General features: G+C 43.4%; 23 protein-coding genes and 1 tRNA gene. 20 read left to right on the top strand and 4 right to left on the bottom strand.

The window, feature by feature from the left end; all coding sequences use genetic code 11:
• Nucleotides 1–21 precede the first annotated feature (21 nt).
• The 5 genes from ACKPCE_RS08965 (at nt 22) to ACKPCE_RS08985 (ending at nt 3,267) form a co-directional block, all read left to right on the top strand.
• Nucleotides 22–747 (top strand): hypothetical protein, encoded by a 726-nt coding sequence (locus tag ACKPCE_RS08965; protein ID WP_319504906.1) that lies wholly within the window; start codon nt 22–24, stop codon nt 745–747.
• A 189-nt stretch (nt 748–936) separates the two neighbouring features.
• On the top strand, nt 937–1,332 hold the full coding sequence (locus ACKPCE_RS08970) for a HEPN domain-containing protein (protein ID WP_276994042.1): 396 nt from the start codon (nt 937–939) through the stop codon (nt 1,330–1,332).
• Between the two features lies 1 nt (nt 1,333).
• Nucleotides 1,334–1,735, top strand: coding sequence for a hypothetical protein (locus ACKPCE_RS08975; RefSeq protein ID WP_319504907.1), 402 nt, complete (start codon nt 1,334–1,336; stop codon nt 1,733–1,735).
• A gap of 11 nt (nt 1,736–1,746) precedes the next feature.
• A complete protein-coding gene (locus ACKPCE_RS08980) occupies nt 1,747–2,130 on the top strand; it encodes a protein-export chaperone SecB (protein WP_319504908.1) in 384 nt (127 codons plus the stop codon).
• 192 nt (nt 2,131–2,322) lie between these two features.
• Complete coding sequence (locus ACKPCE_RS08985; protein WP_319504909.1) at nt 2,323–3,267, top strand: DUF5106 domain-containing protein; 945 nt, start codon at nt 2,323–2,325, stop codon at nt 3,265–3,267.
• Nucleotides 3,268–3,271: 4 nt separating this feature from the next.
• Here the strand turns inward: ACKPCE_RS08985 and ACKPCE_RS08990 are convergent, their stop codons facing one another.
• The gene (locus ACKPCE_RS08990; RefSeq protein WP_319504910.1) at nt 3,272–4,690 is read right to left on the bottom strand and encodes an MFS transporter; all 1,419 of its coding nucleotides are present in this window, start codon (nt 4,688–4,690) and stop codon (nt 3,272–3,274) included.
• Between the two features lie 133 nt (nt 4,691–4,823).
• Entirely contained in the window at nt 4,824–8,669 is a 3,846-nt protein-coding gene (locus ACKPCE_RS08995) for a hybrid sensor histidine kinase/response regulator transcription factor (protein ID WP_319504911.1), read from the bottom strand.
• Nucleotides 8,670–9,200: 531 nt separating this feature from the next.
• Between ACKPCE_RS08995 and ACKPCE_RS09000 the strand changes: the two genes are divergently transcribed.
• The 9 genes from ACKPCE_RS09000 (at nt 9,201) to ACKPCE_RS09040 (ending at nt 21,993) form a co-directional block, all read left to right on the top strand.
• Nucleotides 9,201–12,350: a SusC/RagA family TonB-linked outer membrane protein gene (locus tag ACKPCE_RS09000; RefSeq protein WP_276993009.1), complete on the top strand. Its 3,150-nt coding sequence runs from the start codon at nt 9,201–9,203 to the stop codon at nt 12,348–12,350.
• 44 nt (nt 12,351–12,394) lie between these two features.
• Nucleotides 12,395–14,071 carry a RagB/SusD family nutrient uptake outer membrane protein gene (locus ACKPCE_RS09005; RefSeq protein WP_319504912.1) on the top strand — a complete coding sequence of 559 codons (1,677 nt, stop codon included), beginning with the start codon at nt 12,395–12,397 and terminating at the stop codon, nt 14,069–14,071.
• 125 nt (nt 14,072–14,196) lie between these two features.
• Nucleotides 14,197–15,426, top strand: coding sequence for an alpha/beta hydrolase (locus tag ACKPCE_RS09010; protein ID WP_319504913.1), 1,230 nt, complete (start codon nt 14,197–14,199; stop codon nt 15,424–15,426).
• An 18-nt stretch (nt 15,427–15,444) separates the two neighbouring features.
• Nucleotides 15,445–16,602, top strand: a complete 1,158-nt coding sequence (locus ACKPCE_RS09015) for an alpha/beta hydrolase (protein ID WP_319504914.1) — start codon at nt 15,445–15,447, stop codon at nt 16,600–16,602.
• A 201-nt stretch (nt 16,603–16,803) separates the two neighbouring features.
• Nucleotides 16,804–17,454 carry an acetylxylan esterase gene (locus ACKPCE_RS09020; RefSeq protein WP_276993048.1) on the top strand — a complete coding sequence of 217 codons (651 nt, stop codon included), beginning with the start codon at nt 16,804–16,806 and terminating at the stop codon, nt 17,452–17,454.
• 2 nt (nt 17,455–17,456) lie between these two features.
• Nucleotides 17,457–18,908 (top strand): family 43 glycosylhydrolase, encoded by a 1,452-nt coding sequence (locus ACKPCE_RS09025; RefSeq protein WP_319504915.1) that lies wholly within the window; start codon nt 17,457–17,459, stop codon nt 18,906–18,908.
• Nucleotides 18,898–20,229: a family 43 glycosylhydrolase gene (locus ACKPCE_RS09030; RefSeq protein ID WP_276993000.1), complete on the top strand. Its 1,332-nt coding sequence runs from the start codon at nt 18,898–18,900 to the stop codon at nt 20,227–20,229. Before ACKPCE_RS09025 ends, ACKPCE_RS09030 begins: the two co-directional genes overlap by 11 nt.
• Nucleotides 20,230–20,278: 49 nt before the next feature.
• Nucleotides 20,279–21,166, top strand: coding sequence for a hypothetical protein (locus ACKPCE_RS09035; protein ID WP_319504916.1), 888 nt, complete (start codon nt 20,279–20,281; stop codon nt 21,164–21,166).
• A 23-nt stretch (nt 21,167–21,189) separates the two neighbouring features.
• Nucleotides 21,190–21,993: a hypothetical protein gene (locus ACKPCE_RS09040; RefSeq protein WP_319504917.1), complete on the top strand. Its 804-nt coding sequence runs from the start codon at nt 21,190–21,192 to the stop codon at nt 21,991–21,993.
• A gap of 24 nt (nt 21,994–22,017) precedes the next feature.
• Here the strand turns inward: ACKPCE_RS09040 and ACKPCE_RS09045 are convergent.
• Together ACKPCE_RS09045 and ACKPCE_RS09050 are read right to left on the bottom strand one after the other, a co-directional pair.
• Nucleotides 22,018–22,091, bottom strand: a tRNA-Asp gene (locus ACKPCE_RS09045).
• Between the two features lies 1 nt (nt 22,092).
• Entirely contained in the window at nt 22,093–22,422 is a 330-nt protein-coding gene (locus ACKPCE_RS09050) for a hypothetical protein (protein ID WP_319504918.1), read from the bottom strand.
• Nucleotides 22,423–22,438: 16 nt separating this feature from the next.
• Between ACKPCE_RS09050 and purU the strand changes: the two genes are divergently transcribed.
• Genes purU through ACKPCE_RS09080 form a run of 6 tightly spaced genes read left to right on the top strand, consistent with a single transcriptional unit; the run spans nt 22,439 to nt 26,762 of the window.
• On the top strand, nt 22,439–23,293 hold the full coding sequence (gene purU / locus ACKPCE_RS09055; protein WP_319504919.1) for a formyltetrahydrofolate deformylase: 855 nt from the start codon (nt 22,439–22,441) through the stop codon (nt 23,291–23,293).
• Between the two features lie 27 nt (nt 23,294–23,320).
• Entirely contained in the window at nt 23,321–23,911 is a 591-nt protein-coding gene (gene hisH / locus ACKPCE_RS09060; protein WP_319504920.1) for an imidazole glycerol phosphate synthase subunit HisH, read from the top strand.
• A complete protein-coding gene (gene hisA, locus ACKPCE_RS09065) occupies nt 23,908–24,627 on the top strand; it encodes a 1-(5-phosphoribosyl)-5-[(5-phosphoribosylamino)methylideneamino]imidazole-4-carboxamide isomerase (RefSeq protein WP_319504921.1) in 720 nt (239 codons plus the stop codon). The genes hisH and hisA overlap by 4 nt, the downstream gene beginning before the upstream one ends.
• Nucleotides 24,628–24,687: 60 nt before the next feature.
• Nucleotides 24,688–25,446, top strand: coding sequence for an imidazole glycerol phosphate synthase subunit HisF (hisF, locus tag ACKPCE_RS09070; protein WP_319504922.1), 759 nt, complete (start codon nt 24,688–24,690; stop codon nt 25,444–25,446).
• 12 nt (nt 25,447–25,458) lie between these two features.
• Complete coding sequence (gene hisIE, locus ACKPCE_RS09075) at nt 25,459–26,073, top strand: bifunctional phosphoribosyl-AMP cyclohydrolase/phosphoribosyl-ATP diphosphatase HisIE (protein ID WP_024996124.1); 615 nt, start codon at nt 25,459–25,461, stop codon at nt 26,071–26,073.
• Nucleotides 26,058–26,762: a cell division ATP-binding protein FtsE gene (locus tag ACKPCE_RS09080; RefSeq protein WP_034781770.1), complete on the top strand. Its 705-nt coding sequence runs from the start codon at nt 26,058–26,060 to the stop codon at nt 26,760–26,762. Before hisIE ends, ACKPCE_RS09080 begins: the two co-directional genes overlap by 16 nt.
• Nucleotides 26,763–26,780: the final 18 nt, after the last annotated feature.

Here is a 26,780-nt window from a genome sequence, read left to right on the forward strand (position 1 = left end):
TAACCATCAAAAAACAAAAAAATGAGAAAAAAAGATTCTACTATCAAGCACTTACGTAAACTCACCCTGTCAAAAATGGTAAAAGAAACTGGAGCTACTAAGGTTGCAAACGTGCGGTTCTGGCTATTCGCTATCCCTTTTCGTATAGGGTGTATAGTCTTATTAGCTACACTAATATCGCCAATAGAACCTTGTATGTTTGGATATTACTGGTGGCTATTTGGTACAACAGGTATCTTATTATTATTATCCATTGGGTTTCTGGCATGCGCAAGTAAAAAAGGCCATGCAGATTGGTGGTATTTAAAAACCAAAGAAGGTAAAATACTTGATTTGGATGAATACAAGCAAAAAGCAATAAAGACATATTTTATAAAAAAGAAATATATCACAGAAGGAAAAAGTAATAAGGACTTTTACCTTGCACTCAAAGATTCTATTAAAGATAACATAAAGCCCGCACGTAAAATCAATGCTTCACTACAGCTTGCTATAATAGCAATTATATTATCAATTATAACTCCATTAATCAACGCCGCAAGTAACTGGGAAGATAAAATTTATATTGCTTACATGGTGTCTTTAGCATACTTCATTTTAATAGTTCTATATCAGCTCCTGATAAACAATCCCAAAAATAAAACAGAACGATATTACAAAGAACTGAACTCCATACTGGATGAGCTGTTAATGCAAGATGCCATTGATTGCGCATTAACTGTGCAACAGACCAAATCAAACGACTAAATTATTTATATAGAAAGAAGGTGTGTCAGATTGAATGACTTCATCCTGACACACCTTTAAATTGAAACACTAAAAGAAGCAAATAAAAAAAATGTTTGCCGTTTGTTATTGCCAGCTTGAAATAATCATTATCTTTGCACCCTAAAATACATTTATTCTGCTTCAAAAGCTAATGTAAGCAAAACGCGCATGAACGAATTATATGATAAATCACAATTGAACCTTGATGCCGCAACTTTTCTATATCAAAAAGGTTTATATGATTCTGTATGCCACCCTGCATATTATTCTTGTTTACAATTAATGAAGCATAAACTTATAAAAAAAGGACTGTCTCTTAATGAACAAGATTCTTTAAGCAGTGCTAAGTATAATGGAAATTCTCATAGATGCGTAATTGAAGAGATTCGTAAGCGCCTTACATTTAGTACATATAGAGATGAACAAAACTATCTCAATGGCGTTAAACAATTAAAGGAAGCAAGAGAGTTGTCTGATTATAAAGATTCTAGAATACTACCCGAACAAAGTGACAAATGCATTAAAATGGCAAAAGATGTTCTACAAAAAATAAATTCAATATAGTATGATGAAAGCAATAGATAGAATAAAATCTTTTATTATTTCCGCAAATGAATTGTTCCCTGTTTTTAAATTTAGATGTGGATTTGGTTCGACTGAGCATACGTATATTGTGGAGGTTAAACCTTTGGAAGAATTTAATAACAATGAAGATTATGCCAAGATGGAACGGGATTTTTGTGTCTCATTTCAAAAAGAATATAATGAAGATGATGTTATTTTTGTTTCTGAAGATGACCTAATAGCTGTTAAAGATGTTATTTTTGCTATTGGCGAACCGCAATATTGTGAAAGCAATATAACCTTTGATTTAGATCTATTTTTAAAAGAAACATATTCTTTTGAAAATACTGTACCTAAAGATGAGTATATTAGTACCTCATTCGTTTATAGATTAGCAGCGTAATACTAAGAATTATGGCAGAACAAATTGCGAATTTTCGTTTTAAAGGATATAAGATTATAGATTCAACCATTCGAATCTCAGAGGGGATGGAAATAAGTTCGAAGTTGGAAATAAATTTTGAACAAACAATTGGCTCAATTATCGAGGAGGGTATGTACAAGCATACTCTTACTACCAAAATAACTAATGACAATTCTTCTATGAATATAGAGGTTAAGGCTGTTGGTTTTTTTGAATTTGATAAAAGTCTGTCAAATGAATTATTACAAGATTTCTTTCAAAAGAATGCTCCTGCTATACTCTTTCCCTATGTTAGAGCATACATATCTACATTAACAGGATTGTCAGGAGTTGCTCCACTAATTCTTCCGACATTAAATTTAAGTAAAAGATAACATTATCGAATAATGTCATTTAAGCTCTGCTAAGTTAGCAGAGCTTTTTTTATATCTCACTAAATAGAATACTGACGGCGGGTGTAGCAGTGGTCATTCTTGCCCTCGGTGCCTTCATACATCTGCCGGTAAAGGTCAAATAAAAAAAATGTGTATATTTGCTGTTCATTAAGAACGATTTTAGTTTAGCTCATGAAAAGATATATTTTATTTTCGGTATTATTTTCTTTGTGGCTGTGTTCATGCAAGGAAAAACAGCCTCAGGCACCTGCTAAGCCGGTTGCTGATAAAGCGAGTCAACATACTCAGGGCTTTCCGTTACCTGACGTTCCGGCCATGCTAACCACGCCTGAGCAGCGTAGCGAATTTTTAGCCAATCATTTTTGGGATCGTTATGCTTTTGATGATTCGTTGTCGCGAAGTCAGAGCCCTCAGATAACAGAGCAGGCTTGGGTTGATTACCTGGATTTGCTCAATCGTGTGCCGCTGACTGTGGCACAAAGTGCATTGAAAAAACTAATGCTCAAGGTAGCGACTCATGGTAAAGGTGTATTCACTCATTTCACCAACTTGGCTGATAAGTATTTGTATGACCCTAATGCACCAACACGCAACGAAGAATTTTATATTCCTGTACTAGAAGCGATGTGTGAAACTTCAGTGTTCACGGAAACAGATAAGATACGGCCTCAAGGCAGGTTGGAACTGGCTCGTAAAAACAGACCGGGCAGCAAAGCCATTGATTTTTCTTATTACACGGCGGAGGGGATGCGAGGCTCGCTTTACGGAGTGAAAGCGGAATACACTTTGTTGTTCATCAACAACCCCGGCTGTCATGCGTGTGATGAATACATTGCCGCAATCAAAAGTTCGGCAGTTATTAACACGCTGCTGGCCGATGGTCGTTTGAAGATTTTATCTGTATATCCTGATGAAGAATTGGATGAATGGAAGAGGCATTTGTCTGATTTTCCTTCGGAATGGATTAATGGGTATGATAAAAATGCCACGATTAAAACTCGTGGCACTTATGATTTGAAAGCTATTCCCACTCTTTACTTACTTAATAAAGATAAGGTCGTTTTGCTGAAAGATGCTCCACTTGGGCTCATTGAAAGTTTTCTTGATGCCCAGTAGAGGGTTATTTTTTCTCATTTTTCATCTCAATTTCTTTTCCATATTTAACTAGTTGCTCGTCGGTTAGGTTGTAGCACGAAACGATGTAGTACAGCACTGCCACTAAGATGGCGGGAAATACTGCCAGTAGAAGACGGATACCGAGCAAGGCCGAATCGGTTTGAACGGCATTGTCGGCATTGAATCCTGTCATCGTTAGTACAATTCCAGGCACAAAACCACCTACGGCAAGCCCGAATTTGAAGAAAAAGCCAATTAAAGCATTGGCAATGCCTGATATGCGTTTACCGCTCTGCCATTCGCCATAAGTTATTGCTTCCGGAATTAATGACCAAATGAAAGCTCCCACTACACAAAAACCAATTGAACGGATTGTTTGTGCTACGAAAATCATTGCTGTCCATTGAGTAGGAACGACGAACAAAAGCACAAAACCGATGAAGGATATAATCAGGGAAACATAGAGCAATTGTTTTTTACCCAATGTTTTACGCAGCCATGGTATAAAAGGTAATATCACTAACGCCGGTAGTGCTGAAATAACGTTATAAATACCTACAAGTCCTTCATCTCCAAGATTATATTTCACAAAATAAGTTCCGGCAGAATTACCTATCGCCATAATTGCAAATGCAGTTATAAACATGAGTGAAATAATGCGCAGGGGCTTGTTGCGGACAATTTCCGTAAACAAATCGCTAAGCTTGACATTCGTTTGCTCTTCGACCGAAATAACAACTCGTTCTTTCGTACCCCAAAATGAGAACAGAAGTGCAACAAATCCGATGATACCATAAAGTAAAATGGTGGTGAACCAACCGTTTCGTGCTTCAGCGGAATCCATTGTTCCCGAGAAAAAGATAACCAAAGTAGGAACACCGTAAGTGATAGCCACCTGCGCTACATTTACAAGCCACATTCTAACTGTAGTCAGTATCGTAATTTCCTGCTGGTCGCGGGTAAGTGCGGCATTGAGCGCTCCGAACGGAACATTTACCGTAGTATAGAGAATGGACAGTAACACATAAGTAAGACAGGCGTAGACAACCTTGCCTGTTTCGCCTAGAGGAGGCACCACAAAGCAGAGTATCATCAGCACAGTGAGTGGTAAAGCCATTATAAGCAGCCAACCCCTGTATTTGCCGAAACGGGTAGAGGTTTTATCGACAAAGACTCCTACAATTGGATCCCAGATGGCATCTATTATCCTGACTCCCAGAAACATGGCGCTGGCAATAGCCGGATTTAGTCCGTAAACATTGGTGTAAAAGAAGAGTAGGTATGTTGTAACGGTTTGATATATAAAATTCTGGGCCATATCGCCCGATCCGAATGCAATTCTTTCGAACCATGAGAGTTTGAAGAAACCTTTGGATTCCTGTTCTTTTTGTGTTGCTACGGTCATACTGTTTTTGTTTTTCATATTTATGATATATTATTAGTTTTGTAACGGTAAAAATAGGGCATAGCACTGCCATTCACTTTCACGAATAGATATTTGATTTGTACTTTTAGATAAAAAGTGTGCTTTCTCCATATATTATATCGGACTCAGGCTAAATCATGAAATCGGTAGGCGACTTGCCAAAATGTTTTTTGAAGACGGTACTAAAATAGCCAATGGAGGAAAATCCACATTTATAGGCTATTTCGCTGATGCTGTATTCCTTTTCATTTATAAGTTTCATGGCATGCTCCATGCGCACATTGCGTATGAAATCAACAACCGATATACCTGTCAGTGCTTTTATTTTTTTGAAAAGTAATGATGTGCTGACTCCCATTTCTTTAGCAAACTCTTCCTTGCCGAATTCTGCGTCGTCCAAATAACGCACAACCACTTCAAGGGCCTGTTTCACGAAAACATCGTTCAGCATATTGACAGGTTCGCCGGACATGGTTTTTGCTTCGGTGACATTTCCTGCCGCGATGAATTTTGCGCCAATAATACGGCGGTTATGTATGATGGAAGTGATACGTTGTGTTAACGTTTTCATGTCGAACGGTTTGGTCATGTAATCGTCTGCTCCCAAACCCAAACCGTGTAGTTCGTCGGTCTTTTCTGAAAGAGCGGTGAGCAGGATAAGTGGGATGTGAGATGTCTCGAAGGTTGATTTAACCAGTCGACAAAGTTCAAAACCGTCCATACGCGGCATCATAATATCTGATACAATCAGGTCGGGGATTTCTTGCCGGATATATTCCCATGCCTCAACTCCGTTGGCTGCAGTGGCTACCTGGAAGTGTTTGCCTAACGGGCGGATCATGAAATGACGCAATTCGTCATTGTCTTCTACAATCAAAATACGCATATCATCGGTTGTGTAGTTAGCGGAGGAATCTTCCTGTAGCAGGTCATTTATAGGTTTGCTGATATTCTTTTGTATCTCGTTTTTGCGGCAGGGTACTACGATTTCAAATGTAGAGCCTTTCTCTTCTTCACTTTCCACGCTAATTTTTCCATCGTGTAGTTCTACCAGTGCTTTTGCCATAGATAGTCCGATCCCAGAGCCGGTAATCTTCGCATTGATGGCATTTTCGCTACGGTAGAACTCATGAAATAGCTTGTTTTGCGCCTTACGGCTGATGCCAATGCCATAATCTGCAACACTTAGCCGCCACTCGTTTTCGTCTCCGTGAAAACGCACGTCTACGGTTGAATGCTCGTGCGAATATTTGATAGCATTGGAGAGCAGATTGTCTATCACTCGCTCCATCATATCGATATCAATAGCCGTGAGGCATACATCCATATCGTAATGATAATTGATCTGTATGTGTTTCGTTGCCGCTATCGATTCGAACATGCTGACGCGACAGCCTACAAGAGCTACGACATCAGCCATAACCGGATAAAACGGTTCTTTACCCATATCCACTTTTTGGAAGTCGAGCAGTTGAGTGGCTACCGATGTTAGTCGTCGCGTCTGCTCTGCCGCCAGGTGAAGATACTGCTTGTCATGTTTGGAGAGACTGTTGACCTGATTTAATTCTTCAATAGGTGCCTTAATGAGCGTGAGTGCTGTACGTAAATCGTGTGCGATATTGGTGAAGAAGCGTAGCTTATCTTCGGCATGACGCTGGTTTAGGCGATTGGTATAGAACCAGAAAAGGAAGTAAGCCAAACATCCGGCAAGCAGAAGGCAAGCCAGTTTGAACCACCAGGTTGCCCAAAAAGCCGGAGTGACACGGATGATCAGCGAGCGCTCAGCAATGAGTTCGTGATTGTATAGCCGGATAAGTAGCCGATAAGTGCCCGGATTAAGGTTGGTATAATTAATAAATCTCTGGTCGGTCAGGGTATTCCAGTCATCGTCAACTCCTTCCATTTTCCAAGAGAAGCGTGCTGTGCGCGAATTATCTCCTATGGGTAGGATGTTGAGGGTTACATTGTTCTGTTGATGTTGGAGCGTGATGTTACTGATGCTGTCCAGCGGAGTTTCAGGCAAAAGATCGGGATACTGGCGAATGGACCGTCCCGACAGGAGTATGTCTTGTATGTAAATGTGCCCTGTCAATTTATGTCGGTATAAGTACTTTGGGTCCTGCATGATTACACCGTCGGAGGTTCCCCAGGCGAACATGCCGTTGCGCAGGCGGAAGCAGGCATCCGAACTATAAGAAACGATGGAGAGGTTCATTGGAGAAGGATAGGTAGTAATTGTTTTGTCAATGGTATTGAAGCGACAAAGTCCATTCTCTGTTCCTAACCAGAGATATCCGTCGGCATAAAGGAGGCTATTCACATAGTTGGATATGAGGCCGTGACGCGTATCGTATTTTTTTATGATATGCGTACGGATGTTGTAGCTAAAGAGACCTCCACCACTACTGCCTGCCCATATCTTATCCTGTACAACAGCAACATCTTGTATCATATTATCGGTTAGCAGCGTGGTTGTCTTCTTTGTTTTTTTGTCGAGCGTAAGCAATCCATAGTTACAGGCCAGTATTATCATACGGTCGCCCCATTCGGCCATGGCATAGACCGATTCCTTCGGGTAAACTTCAAACTTCCGGGTGTGGTGGTTATACTTCATGATTTCTCCGCTTGTTCCCGCAAGCCACATGTCACCGTCCTTGTCTTTGAGAATGTCAAAAACGAAGCCTGTCTTGGCAAGGATACCTGTTGGTTGCGTGTGGTGGGCGATGATATTTAAGCGTTTGCTGTCAATGACGTATACACCGTGCGCATAAGTGCCTGCCCAGATGTTTCCGTCTGCGTCTTCGCAGAGCGATAGAACGATGTAGGTTTCTCCATCTCTTTCTTCAAAATAATTGACCCACTTGTCGGTGCGAGGATTCCAGCAGCTCAGACCACTGTTGGTTCCTGCCCACAGTTGCCCGTGGCTGTCCTCAATCAGGGCATGGATGTGGTTATTGATCAAAGAGTTGGGGTTATTGATGCTATGGCGCAGCCTTACTAAGGTAGGCGATGAGAGGTCTGCTACCGACGTGCCGCCGGTGACTGAACAGACCCAAATTCGTCCGGATGGATCATAATAAATATCGTATACGCCATTTCCGGATATAGAAAATTGATTGTCCACATCCTCTTGATACGTTGTAATCTTTCGGCTGCCATCATGTGAGAGCACCCACACACCGCGCCCGTCGATGCCGCACCAAAGGGTGGAGTCGCGCACTAGCTCAAGATCCTTGATGCATTGCTGCGGGAAGTTTGGTACAGTGGCTGCATGAAGTTCCCGTGTGATGTAGTCAAAGTAATAAAGTCCGCTGGAATATGTGCCTATCCACAGTCGGTTCATTGCCCGGTCGAGCAGGAGTGATGACGGCTGTATATTCATTTTTCCACTCCAACGCTCCACATGATGTTGTTTCGTATCAACTAAGAAAATTCCCCCGGGACCGGTGGCAATTAAGTGGCGGGCGTCGTAACGTGTTGTGTGGTAGGCTTCACCGGCCGTTTGAGTTATAAGAGTGCAACGATTATCTTTATAATAGTATAGTCCCCGTGAGGAGGCTATCCACAAACTCCCATCGCGATCCACCTCTAGGTTAAAGACCCAAAGATTGGCAACGTTCATCTGCCGGGAAAAATTGAAGAAGCGTTCGAAACTGTCGTGCCGCGGATTGTAGCAAAATATTTCGCCCTTATTGGTGAAAGCCAGCAAGCGGTTTTCCTGCCAGGTTATTTCGACGGAAACCACGGCCATTGATTCGTAAGGTAGTTGATATACTCGGCAGTCACTGTCCGTCAACCTCATAATGCCTGTCTTAGAGGCTATCCAGGTAAATCCGTCAGCATCCTTGCATATTGAGGTCGTTTCGCGGTTGGCAATTCCATAGGTGTCATTGATGTTATAGAAGCTCAAGTTGCCGATGCAATAACTCGCTAACGGCAAAAGCAGAAAGACGAAGGACAGAAAACATGACTTCATATACGGTGTTTTTCAATGAATAGATTTGTAATACTTACAAAATAAGGAAAAGAATTCGACTTTACCGCTAATTCGGGATGCTTTTTTGTTTATCGGTCAACTTTCGACGGACTACGCTGATCAGCGTTTCAAATTTTAGGTATATGTTTTCTAATTTTAGATATATTTCCATTTATATCTAATAGTGAAAAACAAATATTCATTTTTAAACTCCACCATTATTCATTGCCCTTACATTTACCGCCGAAATTGTTAACTTTTAAACTAATCACAGAATGAAAAAAGTAATTTGTATCCTAACGATGCCTTTCGTGTGCATCTGGGTGTCGGTCAAACAATGTACCATCTCCGGTACGATGACCGATAAAAATAAAGGGCCAACTACTGGCTTAAATATCTTAGTAAAAAGGATGTCAAATGGTGTGCTCACTAACCTCCGCGGGAAGTTCACACTGATGGTTAATCGAAATCTATTATTCAAGTATCTTTTTTTAGAAAGAAAATGCGATTATTAATTCTTAAACTAATTGTATGAAAAATGTAATTAAGAAAAATCAGAAGATTTCTTGCTTATTTGTGCTTATGCTTTTTACATCTATGTCAGCATGGGCGCAATTTCAAGTCAAAGGCACAATCGTCTCAGGTATAGATTCTGAGCCAATGATTGGTGTGGCTATTTTAGAGAATGGAACAAACAATGGTGCTATTACCGATCTCACAGGTAATTATTCGATTCAAGTACGAAATAGTAATGCAACTATTACTGTATCTTTTGTAGGTTTCAAATCTCAGACTATCCAGGTCAATGGGCGTAATGTGATCAACATCAATATGGAGGAAGACACAAAACTTATCGACGAAGTAGTGGTAGTTGGTTACGGTGTTCAGAAGAAGAGTGACATTACAGGTGCTATTGCCTCGGTCAACGGAGACGACATTAAGAACCTTTCAACAGTAGATGCCGGTGCTGCTCTTCAAGGTAAGGCTGCCGGTATTCAGGTTTTGAATTCATCGGGCGCTCCCGGTCAAGGTGCTTCAATTCGTATTCGTGGCTATTCATCCAATTCAGATAAACTAGGTCCTCTATTAATTGTTGATGGTTTAAAGGTAGATAATATTCAGTATCTTGACCCTTCAATGATTGCGTCTATGGAGGTTTTAAAGGATGCGGCTTCAGCCGCAATTTATGGAGCTCAGGCCGGTAATGGTGTTGTTCTTATTACAACAAAGACCGGTAATAGCGCCAATGGTCGTCCGAAAATAACCTACTCTTTCAAGGCTATCAACCAAAAACTTGGCAAGACTCCTGAGATTTTCGGTGCAAAAGACTGGATCAAATATAAGGAATTGTCCGGTTACGACATGAAGACTCTTTGTCAGAGCAATGGAGTTGATTACGACAACCCTCAAGAGACAGACTGGGTCAATGAAGTATTTGGCGATAGCTGGGCAACTCAACATTCTGTTACCTTTCAAGACGGTAATGACAAAGGTCATTTCTTTACTTCTGTAAACTACTTAAACAACGATGGTATAGTACGTGGAAAGAAAGATACTTATACCCGTCTTACCGGTCAACTTAATGCAGATTATCAACTTTATAAATGGATAAAGGTTGGTACAAACACTTCAATTGAAAAATGGGCTACCCGCAACATCACTCATCAAAGCGCTTATGGCTCTATGTTGGCACCGGCTCTTTTACTCGATCCTCTGACTCCTGTATATTGGGATAGTGTTGATGATTTCACAACAGACATGAAAGAACAGTATGCTACGAATCCTGAAACCATCCTTGTTGCTCCAAATGGCAAGTACTATGCTACTTCAAAATTTCAGAAGGATGACAACGGTAACCCTCTCCTCCAGCGTGATCGCCGCAATGCAAAAAGTTCCGGTTTCACGGTTCGTGGTACTGCTTTTGCAGACCTGACTCCTATTGATGGTCTTGTGATGACATCCCGGTTCTCTTACATCATTGCACAGACCAATAATCACGACTATGCTGAACCTTATTATATGAATGGTCAAGCTAAAGCTACAGATTATACTATTTCAGCTTCAGCCAACAATAACCATTACTATCAGTGGGAAAACTTTGCAAACTTCAATAAGACATTATTCGAGAAGCACAATATCGGTGCCATGATCGGTATGTCATATACTGAATATCGCTCGGACAATGTATCAGCATCAGCTACCGGTACAGGTGGTAACAAAATACTTTCCGGTGACGCTAACAACTTTAAGTATCTCGATTATGTAAACTCAGCTGAGACTACAACAAAGAGTATCGGTAACCTTCCGGGACTTTCTACGAGCCTCTCTTACTTTGGCCGATTCTTATATACTTACGACAATCGTTATAGTTTGCAGTTTAATTACCGTGCCGACGCATTTGATACTTCCAAACTTCCTTCTGACAAACGTTGGGGTAAGTTTCCTTCTGTTGCCGTAGGCTGGAATATCGGAAATGAGAAATTTATTACAAATAACATTAGCAGCGATCTTCTTTCATTCTTGAAATTCCGTGCTTCTTGGGGACGTAACGGTAATGTTAGTGTGCTTAGCAATTATCCCTATGTTTCGCCAATCAGTTACAATTCTTCTTGGTATCAATATGGTGATGACCCTGCTCAGCACTATGGATCTTATCCATCGGGTCTTGCCAATCCGAACCTCAAGTGGGAAACATCTGAACAGTTGGACTTCGGTCTTGACATGCGTTTCTTTAACGACCGATTGGCACTTAGTCTTGACTATTTTAACAAGGATACAAAGGATCTTCTCATATCTACCAACCCGGTTCCTGAAGTGTATGTAAATACGACTATAGTCAATGCAGGTGAGATTAACAACAGGGGATTTGAATTTGAAGCCTCTTGGAAAGATCATATTGGCGATTTGAAGTATAATATTTCCGGAAACTTCTCTACCTTGAGAAACAGGGTTACTTATTTGTATGACGACATCACTCGCATCACTGGCAACAAAGGTGGCGTAGATGGTACCAATAACATGGTATGTTCCGCATTTGAGGAAGGTCACTCTATATGGTACTTCCGTGCATACGATTATGCAGGTGTTAACAAAGAAACCGGTGCAGCTCAATTCCGTAACCATGAGGGTAAAATTGTTTCCTCTTCAGAGCTAAGCGACCAGGATATGACCGATATAGGTAGCGCCATTCCAAGGTTTACTTATGGCTTGACTATAAATTTGGAGTATAAAGGTTTGGATTTCTCTGTATTTGGTACAGGTGTAGGAGGTAATAAGATTTTCAATATCCTTTATCGTGCAGATACGCCTATGCGTAACTCACTGAAGTACTACATGGATAATGCTTGGAGCGAAACCAACAAAAATGCTTCTATGCCTGCTGTTGCGAATGTTGCTCAAGACCGTTACTTCTGGAGTTCAAGTGCTTCAATGTTTAAAGGTGATTATTTCAAAATTAAACAGATACAGTTAGGCTACACATTGCCCAAAACACTCACCAAGAAAATTGCTCTTAAGGAACTTCGCTTCTTCGTTTCTTTGGATGACTTCTTTACTTTCTCAAGCTATCCTGGTATGGATCCTGAGACTGCAACGACTTCCAATAATGGTGGTGGGGGATATGATATTGGTACATACCCAACCATGAAGAAGTGTACATTCGGTGCAAGCTTTGCATTTTAATAGAGAAAGTAATTTTTGAAAAACTTTTTAAAAAGTAATTTATTATGAGAAAAATAATATATTCCCTTTTAGGTGTTGCATTCCTTTTCAGTGCTTGCGAGGATCGCCTCGACATTGAACAGAAAGGTGTCATCTCGTTTGATAGTTTTTATAAGACTGATGATGATGCACAGAATGCACTCAACAATCTCTATCAATCATTCTGTTTGAATATAGCTGGTAATGAAGGTGTTTATGTAGCCCTCCCTGTGCTTCTTGACGAAGCCGGCGATGATATGTTGGCAGCAGGTAACATGTATGGTGACAACGACTTTGGTGCACAGATTAACGAGTTTCGCTATGATTCACAAAATGAAGTAATCAAGAATACGTACTGGGGACTCTATGGTGTGATTTATGATTGCAACCTTATCTTGGACAATATAGAACCCACTACGTCTATTAAGAAACGGGTTTGTGCGGAAGCTCGTACACTGCGTGCCTGGTCACACCTGATGCTCGCTATTTGTTGGGACTGTCCACCATTGGTTGATCATATTCTTAATCCAAGTGACAAACCCGCTAATAATGCGGTTGAAGGCGGACACAACGGACTGCTGGAATGGTGTGCCATAGAAGCAGAGGCTGCAGTTGCTGACCTTGATGAACGTGAAAGTCCATCAGACAAGGTGGGTGCCTCAAAGGTAACAAAAGGCTTCGCTCTTACCGTAGCCGGTAAGGCTCGCTTGTTCAAAGGTGACTATGCCGGAGCGAAAACTGACTTGGAGCAGGTTATCACTTCAAAAAAATATGAGCTTGTACCTACTGAACGTTGGCCAAATTTGTTCCACGCATCAGGTGACCTTTGTGAGGAGATGATTTTCCAGGCCAACGCAATTGAGAATGCAGCTGTTGGTGACTGGAGTAACAAAATCCAGCGTACATCTTGGATGTGGATTCAGTTCTGGAACTGGCGTACTGACAAGTTGGCTACCAAACCTTCATTTATAGGTCCCGATGGCTGGGGTGGTCACTCTATCCGTGCTGATTTTGCAGAACGAATGTTGGCAAACGATGGTAATTCACCACGTCGTAAAGCGACATTCCTTACTGGTGACGAATTTCTTTATGAAATGGATTGGAATGGTACCAAGGGTGAAAACTTGACTCGGGCCGAGCTGGAGAAATCGTCTAAGATTGGTATCAAGGATCCAACAGGCCTTTATGGCTTTGCAGGTTATTTCGCTAACAAGTTCGTTGCGTGGCCTGAAGATAACGAGAAGGGCTGGTATGGATTCAAGAATCTCACTATCTTCCGTTACGCTGAAGTTCTCTTGATGTATGCTGAGGCTTGTGCACAAACTTCCGATCCAAATGGTCTGGGTCTGAAATGTCTTCAGGATATTCAGAAACGTGCAGGTTCTGATCACCTCTCTACTGAACTTACCATGCAGGAAGTAAAGAACGAGAAGAGCTATGAGATGTGGCTTGAGGCAGTTCGCTTCCCCGATATGGTACGCTGGGGTGATACGGATGGCGTTGTAAATAATGGTAAGAACATACCAACTACCTACGATGCTTTCTTTACTAAGAATGAGCCGATCCATCGCCTGTATGTGGAGACGTCAAATCCCAACAAGGGTCAAACAGGTTTTGTGAAAGGTAAACATGAATATTTCGCATATCCATTTGCCGCAACTTCAATCAATCCTAACCTAAAGCAGAACCCGAGTGGTGAATAAAAATAGGTTTTAAAAATTGCATTGTAACTCATTGAATGCTGGCATGTAATGCAGAATGTCCGCGCTGTAAATATACCGTGGCGCGGACATTTTTATATAATATCCATTAAACAAATAATAGAATCATGAAAATTTTATTAAAGCTTGCTTTCTCTTCCTTGTTGGCGTTGCCATTGACGGTGAATGCTCAGCAGGAGTCTTTCCCTGAAGGAACAGTTCCGAATGAACATAACCTTGAAGGAGTCCAATGGCCTCGTTTAGATGCCAAAGGAAATACTTATTTTAGAATACATGCTCCGTATGCCAAGAAAGTACAAATCAGTTTTCGTGGCCCGATGACCCGCGAAGCCGATGGATATTGGACCTACGTGTCGCCCAAACCTGAAACGGTAGGATTTCACTACTATCAAATCATCATTGATAGCATCTCTGCTGCCGATCCTGCTACCAAGTCATACTATGGCATGAGTAAATGGGTTAGTGCAATTGAAATTCCCGAAGGGTTACCTTACGATAAAGTGCAAAATGTGCCACACGGTGATATTCGCATGAAGAAGTACTGGTCGGAAATGACGCAAGCTTGGAGAATGTGCTATGTCTATACGCCTCCTCAGTATGATAAAAACGCCAATGAAAGCTATCCCGTTCTTTACCTGCAACATGGTGGTGGCGAAGACGAAACAGGCTGGGTTTTTCAAGGACGTATGGGGAATATAATGGATAACCTGATTGCTGAAAAGAAAGCCGTACCGATGATTGTTGTGATGGATCGTGGCTATGCATTGCCTCCCGGCGCGCCTACAGTCAGATTTGATAATCCTCAAACGAATGCTTTCCTTGCCGGTGCGGCCGCTCCAGCTCCAAATGCTGCTCAGAGACAAACTCCTCGTCCGGCTATGAATATGCAGCGCATGTTGGGCATGTTCCCCGAATTACTCGTCAAAGAGATTGTTCCGATGATTGATGCTTCGTTCCGCACCAAACCGACACGTGAAAACCGGGCTATGGCAGGGCTTTCTATGGGTGCTATGCACACATATATGGCTGTATTGAGCAATCAGGATAAGTTTGCCAGCCTAGGTGCTTTCAGTGGTGGCAGCGCAGGTCCGGTTGATCAGATTGATACGTTGTATGATGGTGTCTTTGCCAATCCCGAGAAATTCAATAAGCAGTTCAAACTGTATTTCATGAGTACCGGTTCGGAAGAAAACCCAGAAAGGGTAAAAGCTTTTGCCGACGCCATGAAAGCGAAGAATCTTAAGAACGTAGTTTATTACGAATCACCGGGAACTGCCCATGAATGGCTTACCTGGCGTCGTTCACTCCGTGAATTTGTACCGCTTCTTTTTAAATAATTTACTCCTAAAAATATCATGAAAAATAAATTAGCAAATGCTATTCTTATAGCTTTAATTGGCTTTCCGGTGATTGCTGCAGCGCAAGAGTCTTTCCCTGAAGGCAGTGTACCCAATGAACACAACATTGCCGGGGCGGAGTATCCGCGTATCGGTGCCGACAACCGTGTGCACTTTCGTATCCATGCTCCAAACGCCACTAAAGTGGAAATCAGTTTCCGTGGTGAGATGACCAAAGAAGCCGATGGTTGGTGGTCGCTCGTGTCTAAAGGACCCGAAGTGGTGGGGTTCCACTACTATCAAATCATAGTTGATGGAGTGAGTTCTGCCGACCCTAATGGTAAACCGTTCTTCGGAATGGGTAAATGGGTGAGTGGCATCGAAATACCTGAAAAGGGTGTCGATTACTACTCCATAAAGAATGTGCCTCATGGATTGGTTAGCCAGAGTCAGTATTACTCTGATATCCGTAAGGAATGGCGCAGATGTATCGTTTATACCCCTGCAGAATATGACAAGAGTCCTACCAAGAAGTATCCGGTACTCTACCTGCAACACGGTATGGGTGAGAACGAAACAAGCTGGGCAAATCAGGGTAAGATGAATTTTATTATGGATAACCTGATTGCTGAAGGCAAGGCCAAACCTATGATTGTGGTAATGGACAATGGTAATATCGAGTCACTCAGCCTCAAACCGGGTGAATCGCGTCAAGATGCCATGAAACGTTTTGGCGGTCAGTTTCCCGATATTTTAGTAAAAGAGATCATTCCTCATATTGAGAAGAATTTCCGTACACTGACCGAACGTGAAAATAGGGCTATGGCAGGTCTGTCGTGGGGTGGATTGCTAACATTTAATACGACGCTCAACAACCTCGACAAGTTCGCCTACATCGGTGGATTCAGTGGAGCGGGCAGTATTGACCTTCAGAATCTGGATACTGTTTATGGTGGTGTATTCAAAGATCGCAAGGCATTCAATGATAAGGTGCATGCCTTTTTCCTCGGCATTGGTTCCGAAGAACGTCCTGAAAGAACCAAAGGGTTGAGTGACGGACTAAACGCAGCGGGCATTAAAACTATCTATTACGAATCTCCGGGTACCGCCCACGAGTTCCTCACTTGGCGTCGTTGCCTCAAAGAGTTTGTTCCTCTGTTATTTGTTAAAAAGTAAAATATACGAATTTGTTTTTGTATAGAGTGCCTGTTTGCACAAAACAAACCGTTCGCTTACATATCTAAAAATAATAAATTTATGAGTATTTTCCATCACAAAAAATGGTTGATTTTAGGTCTATCCCTGCTTACCGGTATATATGCCGAAGCACAGCAGACCGGTGCGGTAACTAATCGCGCTCCAAATCCTACGCCGGGAATGATGCCTGGCCCGAGACAACCACAACCAATACAAACACCCACTTATTTGGCCGATTATTTCGTCCCGACTACCAAAGATGTTTCTGTACCAGACGAGAAGGGTTTTATCCGGCGCTGGATGTTACTGGAACCCATTAGTAAACCCAACCGCTCCAATGCAGTATTTACCGACAGCTACTTGAATCAGGCATTTGATACGCTGTATTTCAAGAACCAGTTCACGGTCTTTCCTAAAGACGGTGAGAAGGTTAAAGTAGGGAAACAGAAGCTGACTTGGCATGCACTGGACAGCAAGCTATACAACGTGAAGCTTTATCGTTTCGCAGCTGCTTTGAAAAAGCCGGTGTATGGCGTACTGTTTTGGGCGGTTACTATCATTGATTGTCCCGAAGACATAGAGAATGTTCGTCTGTCGGCGGGCTCCAACTCTGCCTCTAAGTGGTGGCTGAACGGCGAAGAAGTTCTTCTTCTTTCGGGCGACCGCCGCATGGTAGTCGACGACTGCCTATCACGTCGTCTGACCCTCAAGAAAGGCCGGAATATTCTGCGCGGAGTCGTTATCAATGGCCCGGGCATGAGTGATTTTTGCGTCCGTTTCTTGAATGAGAACGGAACACCTGTTAAGAACATGACAATCAGTAACCAATGACCATGAAAACAAGAGCTATACTACTGGGCGCAACAGCCCTGATGTCTGTATTGATATCCCAAAGAACGTTTGCACAAATCGGTACTCCTTATATTCACGATCCCTCTACCATTATGGAGTGTGAGGGGAAATATTATACTTTCGGTACTGGCGGAGGCGGATTGATTTCCGAAGACGGCTGGACTTGGAACGGTGGCGCAGAACGCCCCGGTGGAGGAGCAGCGCCGGATGCAGTGAAAATTGGCGATCGCTATCTGATCGCTTACAGTGCTACCGGTGGTGGATTAGGCGGCGGACATGCTGGTCGGGTGCTGACTATGTGGAACAATACGTTAGATCCCAAATCTCCCGATTTCAAGTTTACCGAACCGATCGAAGTGGCCCATTCACTTGATGATGAAGATTGCGATGCGATTGATGCCGGACTATTGCTCGACCCAACGGACGGACGGCTCTGGTTGTCCTACGGCACCTATTTCGGATTCATTCGCATTGTGGAACTTGATCCAAAGACCGGCAAGCGCGTAGAGGGCAATAAGGAAATCAACGTTGCCATCGACTGCGAAGCTACCACTTTGATGTATCGCGACGGCTGGTATTACCTGCTGGGCACACACGGCACTTGCTGTGATGGACCGAATTCTACTTATAATATTGTAGTCGGACGCTCGCGCAGTGTGACGGGTCCTTACATCGACAATGTGGGTAGAGACATGTTGGAAGGCGGTGGCAAGCTGGTGATTGCTGCTGGCGAACGCAAAACAGGCCCGGGGCACTTCGGACGCTTCGTGGTAGCCGATGGCGTGGAAAAAATGTCTTATCATTACGAGGCCGATTTTGATCAGGGTGGTCGTAGCGTGTTAGCCATACGTCCGCTCCTGTGGAAAAACGGATGGCCCGTGGCAGGAGAAGCATTCAAGGAAGGAACTTACGAGATTGAATCCGAACGCAGAGGTTATGCTCTCGAACTAGCTGTCGACTTTGTACGCATGCAAGGCAGTATGCATCGCTTCTGGGAGAAAGATGCTCAGCCTATGAAACCACTGAAATCACAAACGTTGGAAGATGTAATCGGTACGTGGCCGAAAGGGGATATCAACGTACGTATCGGTGACTACATGTTCCGTCCTCATCAGAAGTGGACCATTACCCCAGTGCCCGAAGCCGGTGGATACTTGGGCGGCCCTTATTACAAGATTGTGATTGAAGGTACTAATCGTGCATTAGCTGCCACTGCAGACGCAGAAGTGGTGGCAGTTCCTCAATTTACCGGGGCACCTGAACAGTTGTGGAGAATTGATCAACTGACGGACGGTACGTATCGTATTATGCCTAAAAAAGTGCCGGGAACTGACAAGGAGCTTGTCCTGGTATCAGCAGGCGATAGTACTCCTACGCTGGGTCTGTTCGATATGAATAGTGATAACTCTAAATGGAATTTCCATGACCGCTAAATATTTGTTATTAACCTTTACAATGCTGTCTATCGGCATTGTAAAGGCACAGAACCCTATTATTAAGGGACAGTTTACAGCCGATCCTACGGCGAGAGTCTTCAATGGAAAGATGTACCTCTATCCATCGCATGACATTCCGGCGCCTGCCGACAAACCCAATCTTCGTAAAGACTGGTTTTGCATGGCGGATTATCACGTGTTCTCGTCCGAGAACCTGACCAACTGGACAGACCATGGCGTTATCCTTACGCAGGAAAAGGTGCCCTGGCTGAATGCTGAGGCGTATGCTATGTGGGCACCCGACTGTGCATACAAGGATGGCATGTACTACTTTTACTATCCTGCAATAGTCAAACCCGATTCCATTACCAAACGATTCGGGATGATGGTAGGTGTAGCCGTATCCGATCGCCCCGATGGGGGATTTGTACCCATGACCGAACCCATCAAAGGTATCTATGGCATTGATCCTTGCACGTTAATCGACGATGACGGACAAGCTTATATTTATTGGTCGGGACGTGGCATGCAGGGTGCACGGCTTAAGCCAAACATGCTTCAACTCGACTCTGAGCCGGTGGCATTAGGGAATTTTCCCGATGGGATGAAAGAAGGACCTTTTGTCTTCAAACGTAATGGCAAGTATTATTTCACATTCCCGTGGGTACCCAAAGAGGGCGAAACAGAGAATCTGTCGTACGCTATGGGTGACAGTCCATTGGGACCATTCGAGTATAAAGGGTTGATTATGGATCAGTCACCTACCAAATGCTGGACAAACCATCATTCCATTGTAGAATACAAAGGTGAATGGTATCTGTTTTATCATCACAATGATTACTCGCCACAATTCGATAAAAATCGTTCCGTTCGTATTGATAAGATCTGCTTCAATGAAGACGGAACCATTCAAAAAGTGACACCGACATTGCGCGGGGTAGGCATTACGAATGCAACCGATGAAATTCAGCTTGATCGTTACTCGGAATTAAGTAAAATGGGTGCCGCTGTCAACTACGTAGATACGACCGATTATTTTGCCGGTTGGAAGACTGTCTTGAATGCAAGGAACGCATACGTGCAATATAACGATGTTGACTTTGGAACGACCGGACTAACATCGGTCTCGGCACAAGTCCTCAATGGAAAAGGCAAACTACTGGTGAAAGTGGATGATAAGATCATTGCCCGGATAGCTGTCAAAGAAGCCGGACTAATCACGGTTCCGGTTAAAGATATTCCGCAAGGCGTACACAATTTGTCAGTTGTATCAGCTGATAAAGGGAAGGTTGAGGTCGACTGGATACAGTTTAAATAATAGGAATAATGGTATTTGCTTTTATTTACTATAAAATAGAAAAGGGTTTATGAAAAAGCAATGGATCTCGTTGTTGTTGGTCTCTGTACTTGGGAGCATCCCGATGCAGGCTGCAGAGCCGGTAATCAAGAGCATAGGAGACTCAAAATATGTCATCGAAACCGGAAATCTTTCGATGATCATTGATGCCGCCGGAGGAGCTAAGATTCGTTCCTTTAAATACAAGGACGCTGAAGTTATTTCACAGTCACCCATGCGGGAAACATTTGGGAGCACCTTCTGGACAAGTCCTCAGAATGAATGGAACTGGCCACCGGTAGCCGAATACGACAAGTTGCCTTATACGGTTGAACAGACCCCTCAATCACTCATCATGACTGGTCAGGTTTCTCCGAAATACAAATATCGTATTCGTAAAGAATTTAAGGCCGATGCAGGAGATAATGCCATTGCAATAACCTATTTTATTATCAACGAGTCGGACGAAACCCGTCGCGTGGCCCCGTGGGAAATCACCCGTGTCCCCAATGAAGGAATAGTCTTCTTTGATGCTTCTTCGGGTACCATCACTCCTGCTGATCTCATACCCTTTACACAAGAATATGGTGTTTCATGGTATCATACGGATGCGCGGAACGGTAACCGTAAAATCAATGCCGATGGTAAGGGCTGGCTTGCATACACCAACAATAACTTGTTGCTTGTTAAGAGGTTCCCCGATCTGGAAAGCTCTCAGCCGGCACCCGCCGAGGCCGAAATACAGCTTTATGTGAATAGCGGTAAAACCTACCTGGAGCTCGAAAGCCAAGGCGCTTATACGGAATTGAAGCCGGGAGAATCACTTTCTTATACGGTGCGTTGGTATCTCATGCCCGTGAACAGTGAATCTATCACTTCTCAACAGTTGATTTCTAAAGCAAGGGCTCTTTTCAATTAGTCATCGTCTTAATCAATATAGGTATGACAATAGGTAGAAGATTGGGTGTTGCTTCAAGCGTGATAGGAGTAGCTTTATGTCTGCTTCTATCCGCTTGTTCAAACAAATCCGCAAGATCTGACTGGACACAATTGGTGCTGAATGACTCTAGTTACTTTGAGGCACCCGGATTGAATGTAATGGTGTTTAGTCACTCTTACGATGGCCTGTTTGATGACTCAAAAATGGCAGGTATCGAGATCGTGCATCACGGTTTGTGCATGGCCAGGAATGGTGATGTACGTCTAAACCCTGCACCCGGACAATGGGATTTGCATTCTATACTGATTGAAAAAAAGGTGGAACGGAAGAATAACCTCATTATTGCACAACTGAAATATGATAACCCACATTTTATTTATCAGATCCAGGCGCGACTGGGTGATGGGGGAATTTATGTCAGTGTGTGGACGGATCAACCAATCCCGGATGAGTTGAAAGGAATCGCAAGCTTAGACATTGAATTTGCCCCCATGCTCTACGTGGGGCATACTTATATCATGGATGGTAAGGTGCGGGAGATACCTTATTCTCCGCACGGCGAGATGATTATCCGGAAAACGGATGCTTCAAAGCCGCTCCCCATTGCCACAGGGAAGAAATTTGATATCAATCCCGATGATGCGGAAAGGCACATCACGGTGAGTAGTGCAGAACAAAACTTACTATTTTACGACGGTTGGAGCAAAGCTCAGAACGGATGGCTCGTATTGCGCAGCCTGCTTCCGGCGGGCAAGTCGGGGAAGATCCTGGAGTGGTTCATCTCGGGCGAAACAAAAAAGTCCTGAAGTATGAACCTCAGGACTTTGATGCGGTGCGTACGGGACTCGAACCCGTGACCCCATGCGTGACAGGCATGTATTCTAACCAACTGAACTAACGCACCATTATTTTTTATTCGTAATCTCTCTCGATTGCGGTTGCAAAGGTAGCTGTTTTTTTGAAACCTGCAATAGCTTGGCAAACTTTTTTTTAATGAAAAAACAGCTTTTTGACCTTCTCTCCTCAGTATGAGGATATTCCGTATTTGAAAAAAAAGAGTCTTGCTTTTCTATGTGTGAAGAACCCGCTTGTGAGAGTTTAGTGTTTTTGAGTGCAACAATCTTTCTATATGTTACTTTTTTATCTTTTGCAATAAACTTATTGTGTTTATTATTTATATATTGGCAATAATTCGTTATTTTTGCTGCCTCAATTTGATGATTAGTGACAGACAAAAATAAGAAAGTGAATATGACAACAGCAAAACTGTTATTGCATTGCCCTGATAAACCGGGCATTCTGGCGGAGGTAACAGACTTTATTACGGTAAACAAAGGGAATATCATTTATCTGGATCAGTACGTTGACCATGTGGAAAATATCTTTTTCATGCGTATTGAGTGGGAATTGCAAGAATTCCTTGTCCCGCAGGAGAAAATCGAAGATTATTTTGAAACGCTTTATGCACAAAAATACGGAATGAGTTTCCGCCTCTATTTCTCCGATGTAAAACCCCGTATGGCCATCTTTGTTTCAAAAATGTCGCATTGTCTGTTTGATATGCTGGCTCGTTATACTGCCGGCGAATGGAATGTGGAGATTCCTCTTATCATAAGCAATCATCCCGACCTGCAACACGTGGCCGAACGTTTCGGTATTCCTTTCTACCTGTTTCCTATCACCAAAGAAACCAAGGAGGAACAGGAACAAAAAGAGATGGAGTTGCTCAAAAAGTACAAAGTTGATTTTATTGTGCTGGCCAGATACATGCAGGTTATTTCCGAAAACATGATTAATGCATATCCCAATAAGATCATTAACATTCATCACTCTTTCTTGCCCGCTTTCGTAGGTGCCAAACCCTACCATGCAGCATTCGAAAGAGGAGTGAAGATTATTGGTGCAACCAGTCATTATGTCACTACGGAATTAGATGCCGGACCCATCATTGAACAAGATGTGGTGCGCATAACACACAAAGATGCGATTGAAGACCTGGTGAACAAAGGGAAAGACCTCGAAAAGATAGTACTTTCACGGGCGGTGCAAAAACACATTGAACGAAAAGTACTCGCATATAAGAATAAAACGGTTATTTTCAGTTAAGAGATAACCCGAATACATTGAAATAGAATGAACGTTGCAATAGTAAAATACAATGCGGGCAATATCCGTTCGGTAGATTATGCCATGAAGCGTCTGGGTGTGGAGGCTGTGATTACGGCCGACAAAGAGGTGCTTATGGCTGCCGATAAGGTTATATTTCCGGGAGTGGGAGAGGCTGAGACTACCATGAATCACCTCCGTGCCACCGGGCTCGATGAACTGATCAAGAACCTTAGGCAGCCTGTGCTGGGCATTTGCTTAGGCATGCAGCTCATGTGCCGGTACTCCGAAGAGGGCGATACAAACTGCTTGAACATCTTCGATACGGAAGTGAAACGTTTTGTTCCCGCGCGTCACGAAGATAAGGTTCCTCACATGGGATGGAATACGATTGGTGAAGTGAACAGTCGTTTGTTCAACGGGTTTACGGAGGAAGAGTTTGTTTACTTTGTACATAGCTTTTATGTACCGGTCAACGAATGTACAGCTGCGCAGACTCATTACATCCTTCCTTTCAGTGCGGCTCTTCACAAAGATAATTTTTATGCTACACAGTTTCACCCCGAAAAAAGTGGAACGGTTGGCGAACGAATTTTAAAAAACTTTCTGGATATATGATCGAACTGGTTCCTGCTATTGATATCATTGATGGAAAATGTGTGCGACTGTCGCAAGGTGATTACGACAGCAAGAAAATATACAATGAGAATCCGGTAGAGGTTGCCAAAGAGCTTGAAGCCAATGGCATCCGCCGCTTACACGTGGTCGACCTCGACGGGGCGGCCTCGCATCATGTGGTGAACTACCGCACACTGGAACAAATTGCCACACGTACTTCGCTGATCATTGATTTTGGCGGAGGGGTGAAAAGCGATGAGGACTTGATACTGGCTTTCGAAAATGGGGCTCAGATGGTTACCGGCGGAAGCATTGCCGTGAAGAATCCTGATCTGTTCACCCGTTGGCTCAATCAATACGGTAGCGAGAAAATCATTCTCGGAGCCGATGTGAAAGATAATAAGGTAGCCGTTAACGGATGGAAAGATGAAACGGAAACGGAATTAATGCCTTTCTTGCAAGAGTATGTGCACAAGGGCATTCAAAAAGTTATTTGTACGGATATCAGTTGTGACGGCATGTTGCAGGGACCTTCTTTGGAACTCTACCAAGAGATTCTGTCGCAGCAACCGGATTTGTTCCTCATTGCCAGCGGCGGGGTGAGCAGCATGGATGACATTCGTGCACTGCATGATGCCGGAGTACCTTCGGTTATCTTCGGGAAGGCTCTCTACGAAGGGCGCATCACCTTGAAGGAACTGTATGATTTTATGTAGACCCGGGCAAGGAACCCGCGTGTTTGAATGTGAAGTATAAGTCAATAAATAGTAAAGAGCGTGTTAGCAAAAAGAATAATTCCCTGTCTGGATATAAAAGACGGACAAACAGTGAAAGGCACCAACTTTGTCAATCTGCGTCAGGCGGGCGATCCCGTGGAACTGGGGCGTGCTTACAGTGAGCAGGGAGCCGATGAGCTGGTGTTTCTGGATATTACAGCCAGTCACGAAGGACGCAAAACGTTTACCGATTTGGTGAAAAGGGTGGCGGCCAACATCAGCATTCCGTTTACAGTGGGCGGCGGCATCAACGAATTGGGTGATGTGGAACGTCTGCTGAGCGCCGGAGCCGATAAGGTTTCCATCAACTCGTCTGCCATCAGGAATCCCAACCTGATTGATGAAATAGCCAAGAACTTCGGCTCGCAGGTATGCGTGGTGGCTGTGGATGCTAAGCTGGGCGACAACGGCCTGTGGAAATGTTTCCTCAATGGCGGACGCATCGAGACGGAGAAGGAATTGATGGCGTGGACGCTCGAAGCGCAAGAGAGGGGAGCCGGCGAAATTCTTTTCACCAGCATGAATCACGACGGGGTGAAAACCGGATACGCCAATGAGGCGTTGGCACAATTGGGCAACGGCCTGTCTATCCCTGTCATTGCATCGGGTGGTGCCGGTACGCCGGAGCATTTTCGGGATGCTTTTACGTTGGGAAAAGCCGATGCGGCTCTGGCTGCCAGCGTTTTTCACTTTGGTGAGATTAAAATTTCCGAATTAAAATCGTATCTTTGCGCACAAGGTATTACAATGAGAATTTAATAGGGTTTGAATATGAATATAGATTTCAATAAAATGAACGGTCTGGTACCGGCTATCATACAAGATAATATTACCCGCAAGGTGCTTATGCTGGGCTTTATGAATAAAGAGGCTTACGAAAAAACCATTGAAACAGGCAAGGTTACTTTCTTCAGCCGCACCAAAAACCGTTTGTGGACCAAAGGAGAAGAAAGTGGTAATTTTCTTCACGTTGTATCTGTAAAAGAAGATTGCGATCAGGATACGTTGCTCATTCTGGTCACTCCTGTTGGACCGGTATGCCATTTGGGTACGGACACCTGCTGGGGCGAGACCAATGAAAAAGAACCCGTTCTGTTCCTCAAAGATTTGCAGGATTTCATCGTGAAGCGATACGAAGAGATGCCCGAGAAATCCTATACCACCAGTCTGTTCCAGTCGGGTGTGAACCGCATGGCTCAGAAGGTAGGCGAGGAAGCTGTCGAAATGGTGATTGAAGCCACCAACGGCACGGACGAAAGAATGATTTATGAAGGCTCCGATTTACTGTATCACCTCATTGTTTTGCTTACCTCCAAAGGGTATCGCATTGAAGATTTGGCACGTGAATTAATGGAAAGGCATTCAGCATCATGGACGAAGCACTAATCACATACTCTCATGTAGAAGTACACCAGCAGGAGCTTTGCGTATTGAGCGAGGTGAATCTGGAACTAAATAAGGGCGATTTTGTTTATCTTATTGGTAAGGTAGGATCCGGGAAGACAAGCTTGCTCAAAACCTTTTATGCCGAACTGGGTATCGCCGAAGGCGAAGCCGTTGTATTGGGCAATGACATGCGCACCATCAAGCGCAAGCACATTCCTCAGTTAAGGCGTAAACTGGGTATTGTTTTTCAGGATTTCCAACTGTTAACAGATCGTTCGGTGTATGACAACCTCGAGTTTGTTCTCCGGGCAACCGGCTGGAAAAACAAACAGGAAATCAAAGACCGTATCGAGGAGGTTCTTCAGCAGGTGGGCATGAGCAACAAAGGCTACAAACTGCCTAATGAACTGTCGGGTGGTGAGCAACAGCGCATCGTTATCGCGCGGGCTGTACTTAACTCGCCCCAAATCATATTGGCAGACGAACCCACGGGGAATCTCGATGTGGAAACCGGAAAAGCCATTGTGGAATTGCTGCACAGCATCAGCAGGCAAGGGTCTTCGGTGGTGATGACCACACACAATTTACACTTGCTCAAAGAATATCCCGGAAAGGTGTACCGGTGTAAAGACCATCACCTGACCGATGTAACCGATGAATATGTAGTTAAAGAAAACATAGAGAATTAATTCATTCATAACATTTTA

It is taken from the genome of Bacteroides graminisolvens (assembly GCF_963666085.1).
GTDB classification, from domain to species: domain Bacteria; phylum Bacteroidota; class Bacteroidia; order Bacteroidales; family Bacteroidaceae; genus Bacteroides; species Bacteroides graminisolvens.